This is a genomic window from Blastocatellia bacterium, from assembly GCA_035275065.1.
In the GTDB taxonomy this organism is placed as follows: Bacteria; Acidobacteriota; Blastocatellia; order UBA7656; family UBA7656; genus DATENM01.
The window spans coordinates 137,663-152,833 of sequence record DATENM010000028.1 but is presented as its reverse complement, the minus strand read 5'-3'; the positions used below and the strand labels follow the sequence as shown (position 1 = coordinate 152,833).

Genomic DNA, 15,171 nt, shown 5'->3' with positions numbered 1-15,171 from the left:
ATGAGCGAAATGATTCAGCTTGAAACCGACGCCGGCATCGCAACCCTGCGGCTCAATCGCCCGCCCGCGAACGCCTTGGATTTGCAGTTGCTGACGGAGCTAGCGGACACCTTTGCCGGGCTCGAAACCGACGGCGACATTCGCGCGCTGATCGTCACCGGCACGGGACGATTTTTTTCCGCGGGGCTGGACTTGAAAGCCGTGCCCGCCTACAGCGCCGCCGAGCAGCGATTGCTGGCTATGGAGTTGAACCGCATGGTCGGGCGATTGTATGGCCTGCCGCTGCCGGTCGTCGCCGCGGTCAACGGCCATTCAATTGCCGGCGGCGTGATCGTCCAGCTCTGCTGCGATTACCGCATCGCGGCGGCGGGCGATTACAAAATTGGTTTGACCGAAGCGCGCGTCGGCGTCGTCTTTCCCGTCGCGCCGATGGCGGTTGTGCAGAGCGAACTGTCGAGGCCAGCGGCGCGCCGTGCCGTGCTGCTGGCGCGCAACGTCAACCCGCGGCAGGCGCTTGAGCAAGGCTTGATAGACGAGTTGCAGCCGGCGGAGCAGTTGTTGGCGCGGGCCAGAGAGATTGCCGAAGAGATGGCCGGGTTGCCGCGCGCCAGTTTCGGGCGCATCAAGCGCCAGATGCGCGCCGCCGCCCTGGCTCAGATTGAAGATGCGGTGAGCAATCAGAACGAGCCGGTGCTCGACTCGTGGCTCGGAGCCGAGACCACTGCGGCCTCGACTGAAGTTCTATCACACGGCAAGCCGCAGGATAAAAATCGTGATCTTTGAAGAGAACAGGCGTAGCAGAAGCTTGAGCCCGTGTCGAGTTTGGCATTTGAAATTGTCACGCGCTCCCGCCCAACACTTAACTCAACAGGGATGGTGATTCCAGAGCTGGTAGGCTCATAAAGATGTAGGGTTTGAAAGTCGAGGGTGTGCATCGATCACCACCCTCCAAACGGTAATTCATCAGGAGATTCAATCTGCACAACAACCGGAGATTCAACGCCGAGTTTTCGAGCTTCCTGGTAAACCGTTTTAGCATCCATTCCGTGACTCAACAGACGATGGCCTTTGAGCGCTACCCACTGGCCCGCATACGCTTTACGATGTTCTGCAATCCAGCGCCTCTCTTCTGAGCAATCCAGGATTTTTGAAGTCAGCGAAGACATTTTTGCCTCTTCCATCAACGGTTAATCTTTGGCATTTGAGAGTCCATTCGCCATTAACTGCCGCTGGCGCCGCGGGTGGTTTTGGCGTCGCGCTTTTCGGCGACCAGATTCGAAGCGTGCAGCAGGCTGTCAAAGGTGCCGGCGTCCGTCCACCATCCCTCAATGATATCCCACGACAGGTCGCCCCACTCGATGTACTGGTTATTCACATCGGTGATCTCAAGCTCGCCGCGCCCGCTCGGCTTCAACGTCTTGATGATGTCGAAGACGCGGTTGTCATACATATAGACGCCGATGACGGCGTAAGGCGATTTCGGATCGGCGGGCTTCTCTTCGATGCGCAGGATGCGCCCGTCCTCGATCACCGGCACGCCGAAGCGGTGCGGGTCGGACACTTCGCTCAACAAAATCTTTGCGCCCGAGCCCTGGTGGCGGAATTTTTTGACGAAGCCGGCGATGCTGTTTTCGAGAATATTGTCACCGAGGACGACGCAGATCGGCTCGCGGTCGGCGAAGTCTTCGGCCAGCCCTAGCGCCGCCGCAATGCCGCCTTCGCCTTCCTGGTAAGCGTAATGAATACGGCTGAGGCCGAACTCGGCGCCGTTGCGCAGCAGTTTCAAAAAGTCGCCGGCGCTATTGCCGCCGGTGACGACGAGAATATCTTTGATCCCGGCTTCGACCAGACAGCGGATAGGATAGTGGATCATCGGTTGATCGAAAACAGGGAGCAAATGTTTGTTCGTAATTCGAGTTAACGGCGACAGCCTGGTGCCGAGTCCGCCCGCCAGAACAATGCCTTTCATAATTCGTCTCTCCGGTTGAGTTTCTGAAGACAAATCATATTCGAGCGGTGAACATTGGGCAATGCTGTGATAGACTCGGCGCGATCATTTCTCATTCGACAGGAGGCCAGAACGTGGAGCGATTGCTTGAAGGAAAAGTTGCCATCATCACCGGCGCGGGGCGCGGTATCGGGCGCGCCGCGGCGGAGCTGTTCGCCGCTCACGGGGCGCGCGTCGTCTTAAGCGATATTGACCCCGCCCCCGCCGAAGAGGCTGTGGGAGCCATTCACGCGGCAGGCGGCGAAGCCATTAGCGTTGTCGGCGATGTCACCGACCGGGCCTTTCCCGATCTGATCGTCAGCGGCGCGGTGGACCAGTTCGGCGGCCTCGACATCATCGTCAACAACGCCGGCTACACCTGGGACGCCGTCATTCACAAGATGAGCGACGAGCAATGGGAAGCCATTCTGGCCGTCCACCTGACGGCGCCGTTTCGCATCATCCGCGCCGCCTCGGCTTATCTGCGCGAGACCGCCAAGCGCGAGCACACGGAGCATGGCGAGGCGCGCGCCCGCAAGATCATCAACGTCAGCTCGACTTCGGGGACGCGCGGCAATGCCGGCCAGGCGAACTATGCTTCGGGCAAGGCCGGCGTCATCGGATTGACCAAAACCCTCGCCAAAGAATGGGGCCAGTTCAACATTCAAGTGAACGCCGTCGCTTTCGGGCGCATCGATACGCGGCTGACGCAGGCCAAAGAGAAGGGCGAAACGATTCATCGCGGCGACACAGAGATTGCGCTTGGCATCCCCGGCGAGCGGCTCTCGCGCACCACGCCGATGATCCCGATGGGCCGCGCCGGCACCGCTCAAGAGGCCGCGGGCGCGATCTTCTTTTTCGCTTCGCCGTTTTCGGACTATGTCTCAGGCCAGGTGCTTGAAGTCGCCGGCGGATTGTGAAGCCGACCGATGACCGATGACCGCCGCAGAACAACGGTCGTCGGTCGTCGGTCGTCGGTCAGTTCGTTTATGTCATCGATAGACAAACAATGGGATGCGTCGCGTTATGACGACGCCTATTCATTCGTCTGGAAGCACGGCGCGGGGGTGATTGAATTGCTCGCGCCTGAAGCGGGCGAGCGCATTCTCGATCTGGGGTGCGGCACCGGCCACCTGACCGCGCAGATTGCCGCACGCGGCGCCGAAGCCATCGGCCTTGATCGCTCGGCGGAGATGATTGCGACGGCGCGGCGGAATTATCCGCGCCTGCGATTCGAGGTCGCCGACGCCGAGCGCTTGCGCTTCGCCGAGCACTTGCGTTTCGACGAGCCGTTCGACGCGGTCTTTTCAAACGCGGCGATTCACTGGATGAAGGACCAGCGGGCGGTCGCCGCTTCCATCTATCAGGCGTTACGACCCGGCGGGCGCTTCGTCGCCGAGTTCGGCGGTCAGGGCAACATCCGCGGCATCGAAACCGCCTTGCGTCATGCCATCCAACAGGCCGGCTACGCGGTCAGTGATGAACCTTACTATTACTTCCCGACCGTCGGCGAGTATGCTTTGCTGCTCGAAGGCAGCGGCTTCAGGGTGACGCTTGCCGCATGGTTCGCGCGCCCGACGGCGCTTGAAGGCGGCGCGGCAGGCTTACGCGACTGGCTGGCGGTCTTCAGCGATCACTTTATGAGCCATGTTGCCGCCGAGCGGCACGCCGAGATTATCACCGCCGTCGAAGACGCTTTGCGCCCCGCACTGTTCCGCGATGGCACCTGGTACGCCGACTATTGCCGCCTGCGCGTTGCGGCAAGGCGCGAGTAAGCCGGCCCGTTCACTTCAGCTTGCGGTCGAAGAAGTCTGCGGCGGCGTGATAAGCGCGCAGCCAGTTTTCATGGCGCAGGAAGTCATGAACGTCGTCGGGAAAGACCAGTTGCTCGAACTCGACGTGGCGCTCGCGCAGGCGGCGCACCAGCTCGACCGTTTGATTGAAGGCGACGTTGCGGTCATCGTCGCCATGAATCAACAGCACCGGCGATTTCCATTTTTCGACCGACGCCAGCGGCGATGATTCGCGGCCCAGCTTGACCAGATCGCCCGTCGCCCACGGCGATGCGCCGACCCGGCGGCTCCAGTCGTGAACGCCGTGCAGGTCAACGCCTGCCGCAAACAGGTCGGAATCGCGCGCCAGTCCCATCGCCGTCAGATAGCCGCCATACGAGCCGCCCCACAGGCCGATGTGTTTGCCGTCCACGTCGTCGCGGGCTTTCAGATACTTGCCGGCGGCGACGACGTCTTGGTACTCGCTGGCGCCGCGCGGCCCGCGATGCTTGGCTTCGCGAAAGGCGCGACCGTAGCCGATGCCGCTGCGATAATTCACCGACAAGACCATATAACCGCGACTCGCCAGGTACTGATTCATCGCGTAGGCGTTATGGTAATAGTAATTGTAATGCCAGGCGGGGAGCATCTGGCGAATCGGCCCGCCGTGCATGAAGACGACTGCCGGGGCGCGGCCTTGCAGGTTTTTGGGTTTGAACAACTGGCCATGAATCTCCAGGCCGTCCGCCGCTTTGAAAATCACCACTTCGGGCGCAACCAGATTATTGTAAGGAAAATCACTCGGCAAGGCATCGCCCGCCAGCGCTTTGGCGCCTTTGCCTTTGATGTCGGCGATGTAAGGCAGGAGCGGGTAGAAGGCCGTCGCGTGCAGGAAGGCGAGCCGCTGGCCGCCGCCGGCGATGACCGGCGCCATCTCGATGCTGTTGTCCGTAGTGATCCCTTGAAGGTCGCCGCCCGCGACGTTGACGCGCCAGAGATGGCGGTGATCGATGTCGGCTTTGTTTGCCGCCACCACCATAAACGAGCGGTCGGGCGACCATGCGACGTTTTCAACTTCGTAAGCGCCGGGCGTCAGCAACGTCGCCGCGCCGCCCGTCGCCGCGACGGCGTAGAGGTGCGCCCAGCCGTCTTTCTCGGACGCAAAGACCAGTCGGTCGCCCGCCGCCCATTGCAGGATGTCATTGCCGAGCGTCAACCGCGAAAACGAATCCGCTTCGGCCTCGCCCGAGCGCCAGACCTCGCGCCCCTTGCCGCTGGCGAGATCAACGACGCGGATGGCCCAGGGCAGCACGCGCTCGCGGTCGGCTGAATACACGTCGGCGACGTTGAAGACGCGAATGTAAGCCAGGCTACGCCCGTCCGGCGACCAGCGCGGCTCGATGTCGCGGTCTACGCTCGGCTCAAGAAAGCGTATGCTCGCTTGCTTGGGATTGAAGATGGCGATGAAGCTGTGATCGCCGCGCTCAGAGACGAAGGCCAGCAAGGAGCCGTCCGGCGACCACGCGGGCGATTCGACGCGGCCACGAATCTCGAAGAGTTTTTTCGCTTCCGTGGCGGTCTTTCGCGGCGGCACGGGCAAGGCTGCCGACCAGAGGTGGCCTTCGCTGGTGAAGATGACCTGATCGCCGCGCGGCGAAAAGATCGGTGCGCTGCCTTCGCCCATCTTCACCACGACGCCGGTGCGGGCGTTGACGGCGCAGACTTCCTGGCGCGCGCCCGCCGGGTCACTGGTCGGATTGGGAATGTCTTTGTCGCTGTTGGCCTCGCCGCCGCGCACGTAAGCGATCCAGTTGCCGTCGGGTGAAAAGACCGGCTCGGTGATCTCCTGCCCGTCGTCGGCGCTGTAATGCGTGAGCTGGCGTCCGCTAAAGGCGGGCGCTTCGGCGATCCAGACATTACGCCGGCCCAGATGATCGAAGACCCATGCGAGCTTGTCGCCCTGTTTCGACGCAATCAGGTCGGACGGGAACGGCGACGACAGAACCTGTTCGAGCGTGAAGCCATTGGCGTGAGCCAGTTGCGAGGCGCTGACCAGCAGACAGAGCGCAACGATAGTGATGGCGACTCGGTGACGAGCGAGCATAATCCCTCCCGTGTGAAGCGATGTGATGAATACGGATTGCGGTAATGGCTTATAAGCCTTGCCGTAGTGCGTGTCAAGCGCCGCCCGCCGGTTCAGATGATTCGAGCAACATCCCCCTGTCTGAACGTCCTGCCGATTTGGCGATTGGCGATGGAATGATATAGCTTGAGGCTCTGGCTCAGGCTTTGCCCTGTATCCTCTCTAACGAACGCCGCGTGATTGCCGCATTCGGCGATTTGAGTTTTTCAAAGATATCCAAGGCTTCATGAAATAGTCGGCTAGCTTCTGTGTATTTGCCTTCAATTTCTGCGAGCCTACCCAACTGATGTAAAACGCCGGCAGTATTGTACTGGTCGCCAAGCTCATCGAATATATCCAAGGCTTCCTTATAACTTTTTCTGGCTTCGTCAAGGTAGCCAGCGCCTAAAGCCAGGTTTGCTAGACCCCACGTTGTCAACGCAATCCCTCTCTGGTTGCCGAGCCGCCTTTTGATCTCCAAACTGTCGTTGTAGAGCCGGCGGGCTTCTTCGATCTCGCCTTGCTCCTGCGCAAGCATTGCCAACTGGTGCAGCGTGATAGCAATACCGCTCTGGTTGCCGAGCCGTTTTGCAATCTCCAAACTGTCGTTGTAGAGCTGGCGGGCTTCCTCGATCTCGCCTTGCTGCTCCGCAAGCCTTCCTAATTGATGCAGGGTAATAGCAATCCCTCTCTGGTTGCCGAGCCGCTTTTTGATCTCCATGCTTTCGTTGTACAGGCGGCGGGCTTGATCGTATTCGCCACGATTACTGTAGATGCGTCCGATGTTGTGACTAAACATCCCGATGCGCCCATCATTTTTTGCCCGTCTTGCCGCCGCCAATGCTTGCTGGCCATATCCTATGGCTTCATTCCAATACCCGCGCGTGTCCAGGAACTCCTCCAGTGCGATGCGAATCTGCATTACCGCCTCCCATTCTGCTAACTCGAAAGCTGATTCAAGCGCGCCCAGCGCATTCTCTCGTTCCGCTTCAAGGGCGTCGAAATCTTCCTTCGATGTTTTCGCATGCGATTTGGCATAGCCGACAAAATAAGTAATGTATCGTCGGCGGAATTCATCCGCCCGGCTGTCTTTCGACAGACGTGCCCTGGCCAGGCTGCGCGTCAGCCCCCGAAGAACCAACCGCTCGCCCGCTTCCGTCGTTTCTACCAGCCGGAGTCTAGCCAGATGCCTTATCGCCTCTCTCACTCGCTTCAGGTCATCACCGAATCCGGCGGCCTCTGCCAGCGCCGCGCGTGATGCGCTCGGCACGAAAAGCGAAAGCGTCAGCAGCACATCGCGCCCGTCGTCGCCCAACTGTGGCAGGTTAAACGACCGGTCAAAGACGCGGTCTGCCGCATCGCCGCCGCCTTGCGCCAACTCATCAAACACATCGTTCGGATGCTGCGCCAGTTCGATCTGCCCGATCACCCACTGCATTACAAGCGGATTGGCATCGGCTGCCTGAATGATGCGGCTGTGGTCTATGCCTGCAAACGTCTGCGGGTTGGCCGTCTGCGCAATCAGCTTATCCAGATACTCGTGCGCTTCCGCAGATGACATTACATCAATCGAAAGGTTACGTGGGCCGTTGATGCGCTCGCGCGTCGTGATGAGCGCAGGGCAGGGCGCGTGCTGCATCAGCCACTCGGCGCAAAGCTTTTGCTCGGCGGGCGCAATGGTTTCAAAGTTATCCAGGACGATCATCGCCGCGCCATCCAGCGAAGCAATCAACGCTGGCACTTCTTCTTTCTTCGGCGCAAGCGCCAGTTTGCGCAATTCCGCGTGGTCCAACTGCGTGGCGACCTCATCAAGCAGCGTTGACAGCGAGTAGTCCTGACGACCGACGGCGCTCGTCCAGACAATGCGACCGGCAAACAGACGGTTCATCCGTCGCATTGCTTCCGCCGCAATCGTTGTCTTGCCAACACCGCCATCGCCCCACAAGACAACCAGTTGATTCTTTGCGGGCGCAAGTTCGTCCTCTAGTCGCGCGACGATTTCGCTGCCGTCTTTGTGGTGACGCTCGACGAATCCGACAGCAGGCGGGCGCGGCACTGCCGAGTTGACCCGTGCATAACCCGCTTTTGTCTTTTCTTCCTCTACTGAGTTCTTTGTCTCTGGGCCTGACAACCGGCGTTTGCCTCGAATGGCGTCAAACAATTTGGCAAATTCTCTTTCGACATCTGCCTTGCCGGTGAAATCCGCGCGCGTCAATATGCCAATTCGCTGGGGCACGTCACACTGCTCAAGCAATAAAGGCAGCGTACATTGCAACACGCCGCCGGGATCAGTGTGCTGAATCAGCAAGCTCTCAAACCTTGTCCAGTCGCTTGCGACCCAGGCGGGAGTTAGCACAAGCAACGTGCGACGGCTTGCAGCAATGGCGTTTTCCATATTCACCAGCGCCGGCACGCCGATGTCGAACGATTCTTCATCAATACAAACCGTGATACCTTCCTGCTTCAGACGGGCAACGAGCACATCGCGCACCCATTCAGCATTCTTGTGGCTGTAAGAGATGAACACATCGAATTGTTTCTGCACATCTTCGGCTGCCATTGGGCGCTCCTCGCCGGGCGTTGAATCGGCAGGATTATAGCGGCAGTGAAAGGCAAACTACAACGGAGGGTTATGAGCGCCCGTCTCTCTACCGGCGGGAGCAGCCGAGCAAGCGGGGCTGACCGGCGGTCGTTCCAGTTATGAACCTTTGATCGAATACTTCTTGAGCAAGTTCTTGGCGATCACCAGACGCTGCAATTCGTTGGTGCCGCCGCCGATGATCAACAGCGGCGCGTCGCGGTAATAACGCTCGACGGGGAAGTCTTTGGCGTAGCCGTTGCCGCCGAGTATGCGCATCGCTTCGAGCGCGCACTCTTGCGCCGTCTCGGTGGCGAACAGTTTAGCCATGCCGGCTTCCAGGTCGCAGCGCTCGCCGCGATCTTTCTTCTCCGCCGCCGCATAGATCAACAGCCGCGACGCTTCGATGTGTGTCGCCATGTCTGCGAGCTTCAATTGAATCGCCTGATGCTCGGAGATCGGCTTGCCAAAGGTGCGGCGCTGTTGCGCGTAGCGAATCGCTTCTTCAAACGCGGCGCGGGCGACGCCCAGGCCACGCGCCGCGACGTTCAAACGCTCGGCCTCAAGCCCGGTCATCACCTGGCGGAAGCCTTCGCCTTCGCGCCCGCCGATCAGGTTCGTTGCCGGGACGCGGAACTCTTCAAACAGCACCTCGCAGGTTTCCAGGCTCTTGTAGCCGAGCTTATCGATATCGCGGCTGACGGTCAGGCCCGGCCCGCCCTTCTCGGCGATGAAGGCGCTGATGCCGCTATAAGCCGGCTCGGCTTTGGCGTCGGTCTTTGTCAGGATCAACAACAGCTCGGCGCGGCGCGCATTGGTGATCCACATCTTCGAGCCGTTGATGACATAGTCATCGCCGCGACGCTCGGCGGTCGTCTTGATGGCTTGCAGGTCGGTGCCGGCGTGCGGCTCTGACAGACAGATGGCGCCGCGCTTGTCGCCGCGCGCCATCACCGGCAGGTACTGCTGCTTCTGCTCGGCGGTGCCGAACCGCGCCAGCACGTCGCACAATACCGTATGCGTGCCGAGTATCCCCGCCAGCCCCATCCAGATGCGCGAAATCTCTTCAAAGATCATGGCAAAGACGGTGTAGCTCAGCTCCAGCCCGCCATAGGCTTCCGGCACGTTGGCGGCGAAGAGGTTGAGCTCTTTCATGCGCTCGACGATGGCAGTCGGGTATTCGTTGCGATGCTCAAGCTCGCTTGCGACCGGCGCGACCTCGCGCTCAAGAAAGCGCCGCACGGTCGCCAGCATCAGTTGTTCTTCGTCGTTCAGCAGGTAGGCCATAGGGAATCAGGAGTCAGGAGTCAGGAGTCAGAAGTCAGAATGAAGAAGAAAGTCGGCGCACACCGGCCTGCGCTTATTCTGACTTCTGACTCCTGACTCCTGACTTCTTCTTTATGCATTTCCGAGCGCGATGATCGAGCAGGTGAACGAGCCGGGATTGCCGCCGAGGTTGTGCGCCAGCCCGACCTTCATGTCTTTCACTTGCCGCTCGCCGGCGCGCCCGAGGAGTTGATGATAAATCTCGTAGAGCATGCGCAAGCCGCTGGCGCCAATGGGATGGCCAAACGACTTCAAGCCGCCATCGGTGTTCACCGGCAGATCGCCTTGCAAACTGAAGGCGCCCGCCTTGATGTCGTCTTTGGCTTTGCCGGGCTCGCTGAAGCCGAGGTCTTCATAGATGATCATCTCGGTGATCGAGAAGCAGTCGTGGACTTCGGCCATGCTGATCTCTTTGCGCGGGTCGCGGATGCCGAGCTGATCGTAAACCTGTTTGGCCGCCATGCGGGTTTCGGGAAAGCTCGTGAAGTCAAAATCGGTGTCCACTCTTCCTGTGCCCGGCCCGACCGCCAGCCCCATGGCTTTGATCGTCACAAAATCTTTGGTGAACTGCGGCGCCAGCTCTGTGCGCGTGATGACGGCGGCTGCCGCGCCATCGGTCGTCGGGCAGCAGTCGAGCAGGCCGAGCGGAGAAGCAATCATCGGCGCTTTCATGGCTTGCTCAAGGGTGATCTCTTTTTGAAAATGCGCCTTGCGATTGCGCGCGCCGTTGTAATGGTTCTTCACCGAAATTCGCGCCAGGTCTTCTTTGTCCGCGCCATAGCGATGAAAGTAACGGTTGGCGGCTAATGCGAAGGCTCCCGGTGCGGTGTTGCCCGCGCCGATGACGGTCGAAGCCGCGCCGGGCAGCCCTGAGTAGCCGCTGTCTTTGAGCTTCTCGAAGCCGACGACGAGCGCCACGTCGTAAGCGCCGGCGGCGACCGCAAACGCCGCGTTACGCAGCGCGTCCTGCCCCGTCGCGCACATATTCTCGACGCGCGTGACCGGGATGTATTGCAGCTTTAGCGGCCTTGAGAGCGCCTGGCCCGATATGCCCGAAGTCAGCGTGCCGACCCAGCCGGCTTCGATCTGCGAAGGTTCGACGCCGGCATCCGCGAAGGCTTCATAAGCCGCTTCGACGATTAAGTCTTCTTCGCTCTTGTCCCAATGCTCGCCGAATTTTGTGCAGCCCATGCCGATGATGGCGACGCGGTCGCTCAGATTTTTCATCGCTTTTCTCCTCTGCTGGTGAAGCTGTCAGCAAGTCATAACAAACTCGCCCGCGCGCGTCAACGCACAGGGCCGTTATCTTGACGGTCGCCGCCTGGCCGGTTTCAGCATCATCAATCCGGCTTTACCATTTGGGCCGTGTAGGCGGCGGCGCGGCTGTCTTTTTTGACTCGTCTTCACGCGACGGCGGCTTGCCGCCCGGCCCCCAATAAAAATACTTGATAAAGACGATATTGAGGACGAGAAGAAAAATAGCCGCCAGCGCTGTCCAGAGAAATAACATGCTCTACCTCGATCAATAGTCCGCTGCCATGATCATATCGCCGCCGGCGCTCTGGCAAAAGCGGATTCGCCGCCCGCTTTTGCCTCACTGATTCGCCGCTTGCTACAATCAACCTTCACATTATGGCTATCAACGTCCCGCCCGAAACTTATTACGTCGAGCTGTTCGGCTCGCTGCTCGCTTCAGGCGAGTTGAATGAGGTGGTGCGCGAAATCCGCGCCGGTCGCCCGAGCGTCGTGGTTTCGGGACTGACGGGCAGCGCCCGCGCGCTGGTGCTTGCGGCGCTCGAACGGCTGACGGCGCGACGCCTGGTTTATGTGACGCGCTCGAACCGCGAAGTCGAAGAGTTTCAAGCCGACATCGAATTCTTTTATTGCGCGCTCAATGGCGTGAACTCGTGCGAGACGGCGGTGCTGACGATCCCCGGCAGCGAAACCGATCCCTATAATGGCACCTCGCCGCACGCCGAAGTTTTGGAACAGCGCGCCCTGGCGCTCTACCGCGCCACCCGCGGCGAAGCGCGCATCCTGCTCACCTCAGTCGGCGCGCTCGCCGAGCGCACCATCTCGCCCGACTTGCTGAAAGCCTCAAGCATCAGCTTGCGCGTCGGCGAAGACATGCCGCCCGAGCTGATCGTTGATCTGCTGATCGCCAGCGGCTATGTGCGCCAGGAACCGGTCGGCGCGGTCGGCGAGTTCAGTCTGCGCGGCGGCATCCTCGATCTCTTTTCGCCGGCGCACGACGCGCCGCACCGCATCGAGTTTTTCGGCGACACGGTTGATTCGATCCGCGAGTTCGACGCCGACTCGCAACGCTCCGTAGGCCGAGTGGCGGAAACGCTCATCGTGCCGATGCGCGAGCTGGCGGTGCGCCGCCAAGAGTTTATGCAGTGGGCCGATGAAGCCGAACGCCACTGGGAGGGCGACCGCTTTCGCCGCGACTTGCGGGCGCGGCTGGGGTTCGCGGCGCGCGGCGAAGCCTTCCCCGGCTGGGAGTACCTGTTGCCGCTCACACGCCCGATGACCAGCTCGGTGTTTGATTACATCAAAGACGCGGTGCTGGTGATTGACGAGCCGGCAGAGATCGACAAGCGCGCTTCGGAGCTGCTCGGTTATCTCGACGAGCGTTTCGCGCAGGCCGACGATGCCGGCGAGTTGGCCTTAGAGCCGGCCAAGCTCTTTTTGACCGGCGAAGAGCTGCGCGCACGCTTCGATCAAGCGACGCGCATCGAGATGCGCTTACTCGGCCGCGCCGCGGCGGCGACCGACGAGCGCTTTCGCATCGACGCGCTGACGATCAACGACGCGCCGGCCATCATTCGCCAGACGGACGAGCCGACAGCGGCGAGCGCGCAGCTTGAAGAGAGCTTTGCGGCGAGCCGCAAGCGCACGGCAAGCCTGTTTCTCTTTTCGGTCAACGACCAGACGCCCGACATCACCATCCTTTCGCAAGCGCCGCGCCGTTATCACGGCCGCGTGCATGAACTGGCGCGCGATCTTGAGAACGACACCACGGGGCGCACGACGCTGTTTGTCATGCCGAGTTTGGGACTTGCCGAGCGCACACGCGAAATGCTCGGCGAATACGAGATCACCGCGGAGTTGCTCGCGTCGCTCAACCGCCGCGAGCGCGAGCCGGGCGCGGCGCTCACCGCGACCCGCATTGCGACCGTCGGCAAGCTGACCAACGGCTTCACGCTGCCGGCGGCGTTTCTCGAAGTGCTGACCGAGAGCGATGTCTTCGGCGAAACCGAGCGCACGCCGCTGGCGCGCACGCAGCCCAAACGGGCGCGCAAGCAGCGCAAGGCGGCGGCGTTTCTTTCCGACCTCGGCGACTTGAAGGTCGGCGATTACGTCGTTCACATCGATCACGGCATCGGCCAGTTCCAGGGGCTCAAGCAATTGACGACCGCCGGCGCCGCCACCGGCAACGTCGCCGCCGGCATCGAGCGCGCTCAGGCTGACGTGCGCGAGTTCATGCTGCTGACCTTTGCCGAAGGCGCCAAGCTCTATGTTCCCGTCGAGCGGCTCGATCTGGTGCAGCGCTTTTCAGGCGGCGAAGGCGCCAAGCCGCCGCTCGACCGGCTCGGCGGCTTGAGCTGGCAGAAGACCAAGGCGCGGGCCAAGCGCGCCATGCGCGACATGGCCGAAGAGCTGTTGAAGCTCTACGCCGAGCGCAAGCTCGTCGTCGGCCATGCCTACGGCACCGACACGCCCTGGCAGGCCGAGTTCGAGGACGCCTTTGAATACCAGTTGACGCCCGACCAGGAAGCCGCCATCGAAGACGTCAAAGCCGGCATGCAAGACCCGCAGCCGATGGACCGCCTGATCGTCGGCGACGTCGGTTACGGGAAGACGGAAGTGGCTATGAGAGCCGCTTTCAAGGCGGTGATGGAAGGCAAGCAGGTGGCCGTATTGGCGCCGACCACGGTGCTGGTCTTTCAGCACTTCAAGACCTTTCAGAAACGCTTTGCCGCTTTCCCGCTGCGCATCGAGATGCTGTCGCGCTTCCGCTCGACGAAAGAGCAGAAAGAGATCGTCAAACAGTTAGAGGCCGGCGCGCTTGATGTCGTCATCGGCACACACCGCTTGCTGTCGAAAGACATTCGCTTCAAAGACCTCGGCCTGCTGATCGTTGACGAGGAGCAGCGCTTTGGCGTCGCTCACAAAGAGCGCATCAAGCAGATGCGCAAAAAAGTTGATGTCCTTGCCATGTCGGCGACGCCGATTCCGCGCACGCTCAATATGTCGCTTGCGGGCCTGCGCGATATGTCGGTGATCGAAACCCCGCCACGCGACCGGCTGGCAATTCAAACGCAGGTCGTGCAGTTCTCGGAAGCCGTGATCCGCTCGGCCATCGAGCTTGAGCTGCAACGCGGCGGCCAGGTCTTCCTGGTCCACAATCGCGTCGAGACGATCTTCACCATCGCCGAGCTGATCGCCCGGCTGGTGCCGGAAGCGCGCATCGGCGTCGGCCACGGGCAGATGGATGAGCGCGCCCTCGAAGACGTGCTGATGAAATTCATTCGTCACGAGCTGGACGTGCTGGTGGCGACAACGATCATCGAAAACGGCATAGACATTCCGCTCGCCAACACCATCGTCATCAACCGCGCCGACCAGTATGGCCTGTCGCAGCTTTATCAGTTGCGCGGTCGCGTCGGGCGCTCGAACCGCCGCGCTTATGCGTACCTGATGATTCCGTCCGAAGAGAGCCTGACCGAGATTGCGCGCCGCAGGCTGGCGGCCATTCGCGAGTTTTCCGACCTCGGCGCGGGCTTCCGCATCGCGGCGCTCGACCTGGAATTGCGCGGCGCCGGCAACCTTTTGGGCGGCCAGCAATCGGGCCACATCGATGCCATCGGCTTTGATCTTTACACACAGATGCTCGAACGCACGGTGCGCGAGCTGAAGGGCGAGCCGATTGAAGACGAGGTCTCGGCGGCGATCAATCTGGGCATAGACATACGCATCCCGGAAGATTACATCTACGACATGAGCCAGCGCCTGCGCACCTATAAGCGCATCTCGTCGGCGGAGAGCGAAACCGAGCTTGCCGACATCCACGCCGAGACCGCCGACCGCTATGGGCCGATACCTGAAACGGTCGAGAACCTCTTCGAGTATTCGCGCCTGCGCCGCGAAGCCTCGCGCCTCGGCGTCCTGTCTGTAGACCGTGAAGGCGACCGGTTGGCGGTGAAGTTTTCCGAAGGGGCGAGGATTGATCCCGACAAGTTGATTGCGCTGGTCTCTGCCGGCGCGGCGAGCTTCACGCCGAGCGGCGTGCTGCGCGTCCAGATTGCCGCCGCGGACGACGCGACCATCTTTGCCGAGGTGCGCGCCCTGCTCGACCGCTTGCGTTGAACGGCGAGCGCAA

The 15,171-nt window shown here is 61.1% G+C and carries 10 protein-coding genes; 4 read left to right on the top strand and 6 right to left on the bottom strand.

Annotation, left to right across the window (positions count from 1 at the left end):
• A complete protein-coding gene (locus tag VJ464_05580) occupies nt 1–783 on the top strand; it encodes an enoyl-CoA hydratase/isomerase family protein (protein HKQ04580.1) in 783 nt (260 codons plus the stop codon).
• 155 nt (nt 784–938) lie between these two features.
• Here VJ464_05580 and VJ464_05575 read toward each other — a convergent pair whose 3' ends face one another.
• Both VJ464_05575 and VJ464_05570 read right to left on the bottom strand, forming a co-directional pair.
• Nucleotides 939–1,181, bottom strand: coding sequence for a DUF5678 domain-containing protein (locus VJ464_05575; GenBank protein HKQ04579.1), 243 nt, complete (start codon nt 1,179–1,181; stop codon nt 939–941).
• A gap of 38 nt (nt 1,182–1,219) precedes the next feature.
• Nucleotides 1,220–1,969, bottom strand: a complete 750-nt coding sequence (locus VJ464_05570; GenBank protein HKQ04578.1) for a sugar phosphate nucleotidyltransferase — start codon at nt 1,967–1,969, stop codon at nt 1,220–1,222.
• Between the two features lie 113 nt (nt 1,970–2,082).
• Here VJ464_05570 and VJ464_05565 point away from each other — a divergent pair, with 113 nt between their 5' ends.
• The gene (locus tag VJ464_05565; GenBank protein ID HKQ04577.1) at nt 2,083–2,907 is read left to right on the top strand and encodes an SDR family NAD(P)-dependent oxidoreductase; all 825 of its coding nucleotides are present in this window, start codon (nt 2,083–2,085) and stop codon (nt 2,905–2,907) included.
• A 9-nt stretch (nt 2,908–2,916) separates the two neighbouring features.
• Nucleotides 2,917–3,762 carry a methyltransferase domain-containing protein gene (locus VJ464_05560; GenBank protein HKQ04576.1) on the top strand — a complete coding sequence of 282 codons (846 nt, stop codon included), beginning with the start codon at nt 2,917–2,919 and terminating at the stop codon, nt 3,760–3,762.
• 10 nt (nt 3,763–3,772) lie between these two features.
• Here VJ464_05560 and VJ464_05555 read toward each other — a convergent pair whose 3' ends face one another.
• The 4 genes from VJ464_05555 to VJ464_05540 all read right to left on the bottom strand — a co-directional run bounded on the left by VJ464_05555 (nt 3,773) and on the right by VJ464_05540 (nt 11,012).
• On the bottom strand, nt 3,773–5,863 hold the full coding sequence (locus VJ464_05555) for a prolyl oligopeptidase family serine peptidase (GenBank protein HKQ04575.1): 2,091 nt from the start codon (nt 5,861–5,863) through the stop codon (nt 3,773–3,775).
• A 178-nt stretch (nt 5,864–6,041) separates the two neighbouring features.
• Entirely contained in the window at nt 6,042–8,441 is a 2,400-nt protein-coding gene (locus VJ464_05550) for a tetratricopeptide repeat protein (GenBank protein ID HKQ04574.1), read from the bottom strand.
• A gap of 138 nt (nt 8,442–8,579) precedes the next feature.
• Nucleotides 8,580–9,746 (bottom strand): acyl-CoA dehydrogenase family protein, encoded by a 1,167-nt coding sequence (locus VJ464_05545; GenBank protein HKQ04573.1) that lies wholly within the window; start codon nt 9,744–9,746, stop codon nt 8,580–8,582.
• Between the two features lie 111 nt (nt 9,747–9,857).
• A complete protein-coding gene (locus VJ464_05540) occupies nt 9,858–11,012 on the bottom strand; it encodes an acetyl-CoA acetyltransferase (GenBank protein HKQ04572.1) in 1,155 nt (384 codons plus the stop codon).
• A gap of 405 nt (nt 11,013–11,417) precedes the next feature.
• Here VJ464_05540 and mfd point away from each other — a divergent pair, with 405 nt between their 5' ends.
• Nucleotides 11,418–15,158 (top strand): transcription-repair coupling factor, encoded by a 3,741-nt coding sequence (gene mfd / locus VJ464_05535; GenBank protein ID HKQ04571.1) that lies wholly within the window; start codon nt 11,418–11,420, stop codon nt 15,156–15,158.
• Nucleotides 15,159–15,171 lie beyond the last annotated feature (13 nt).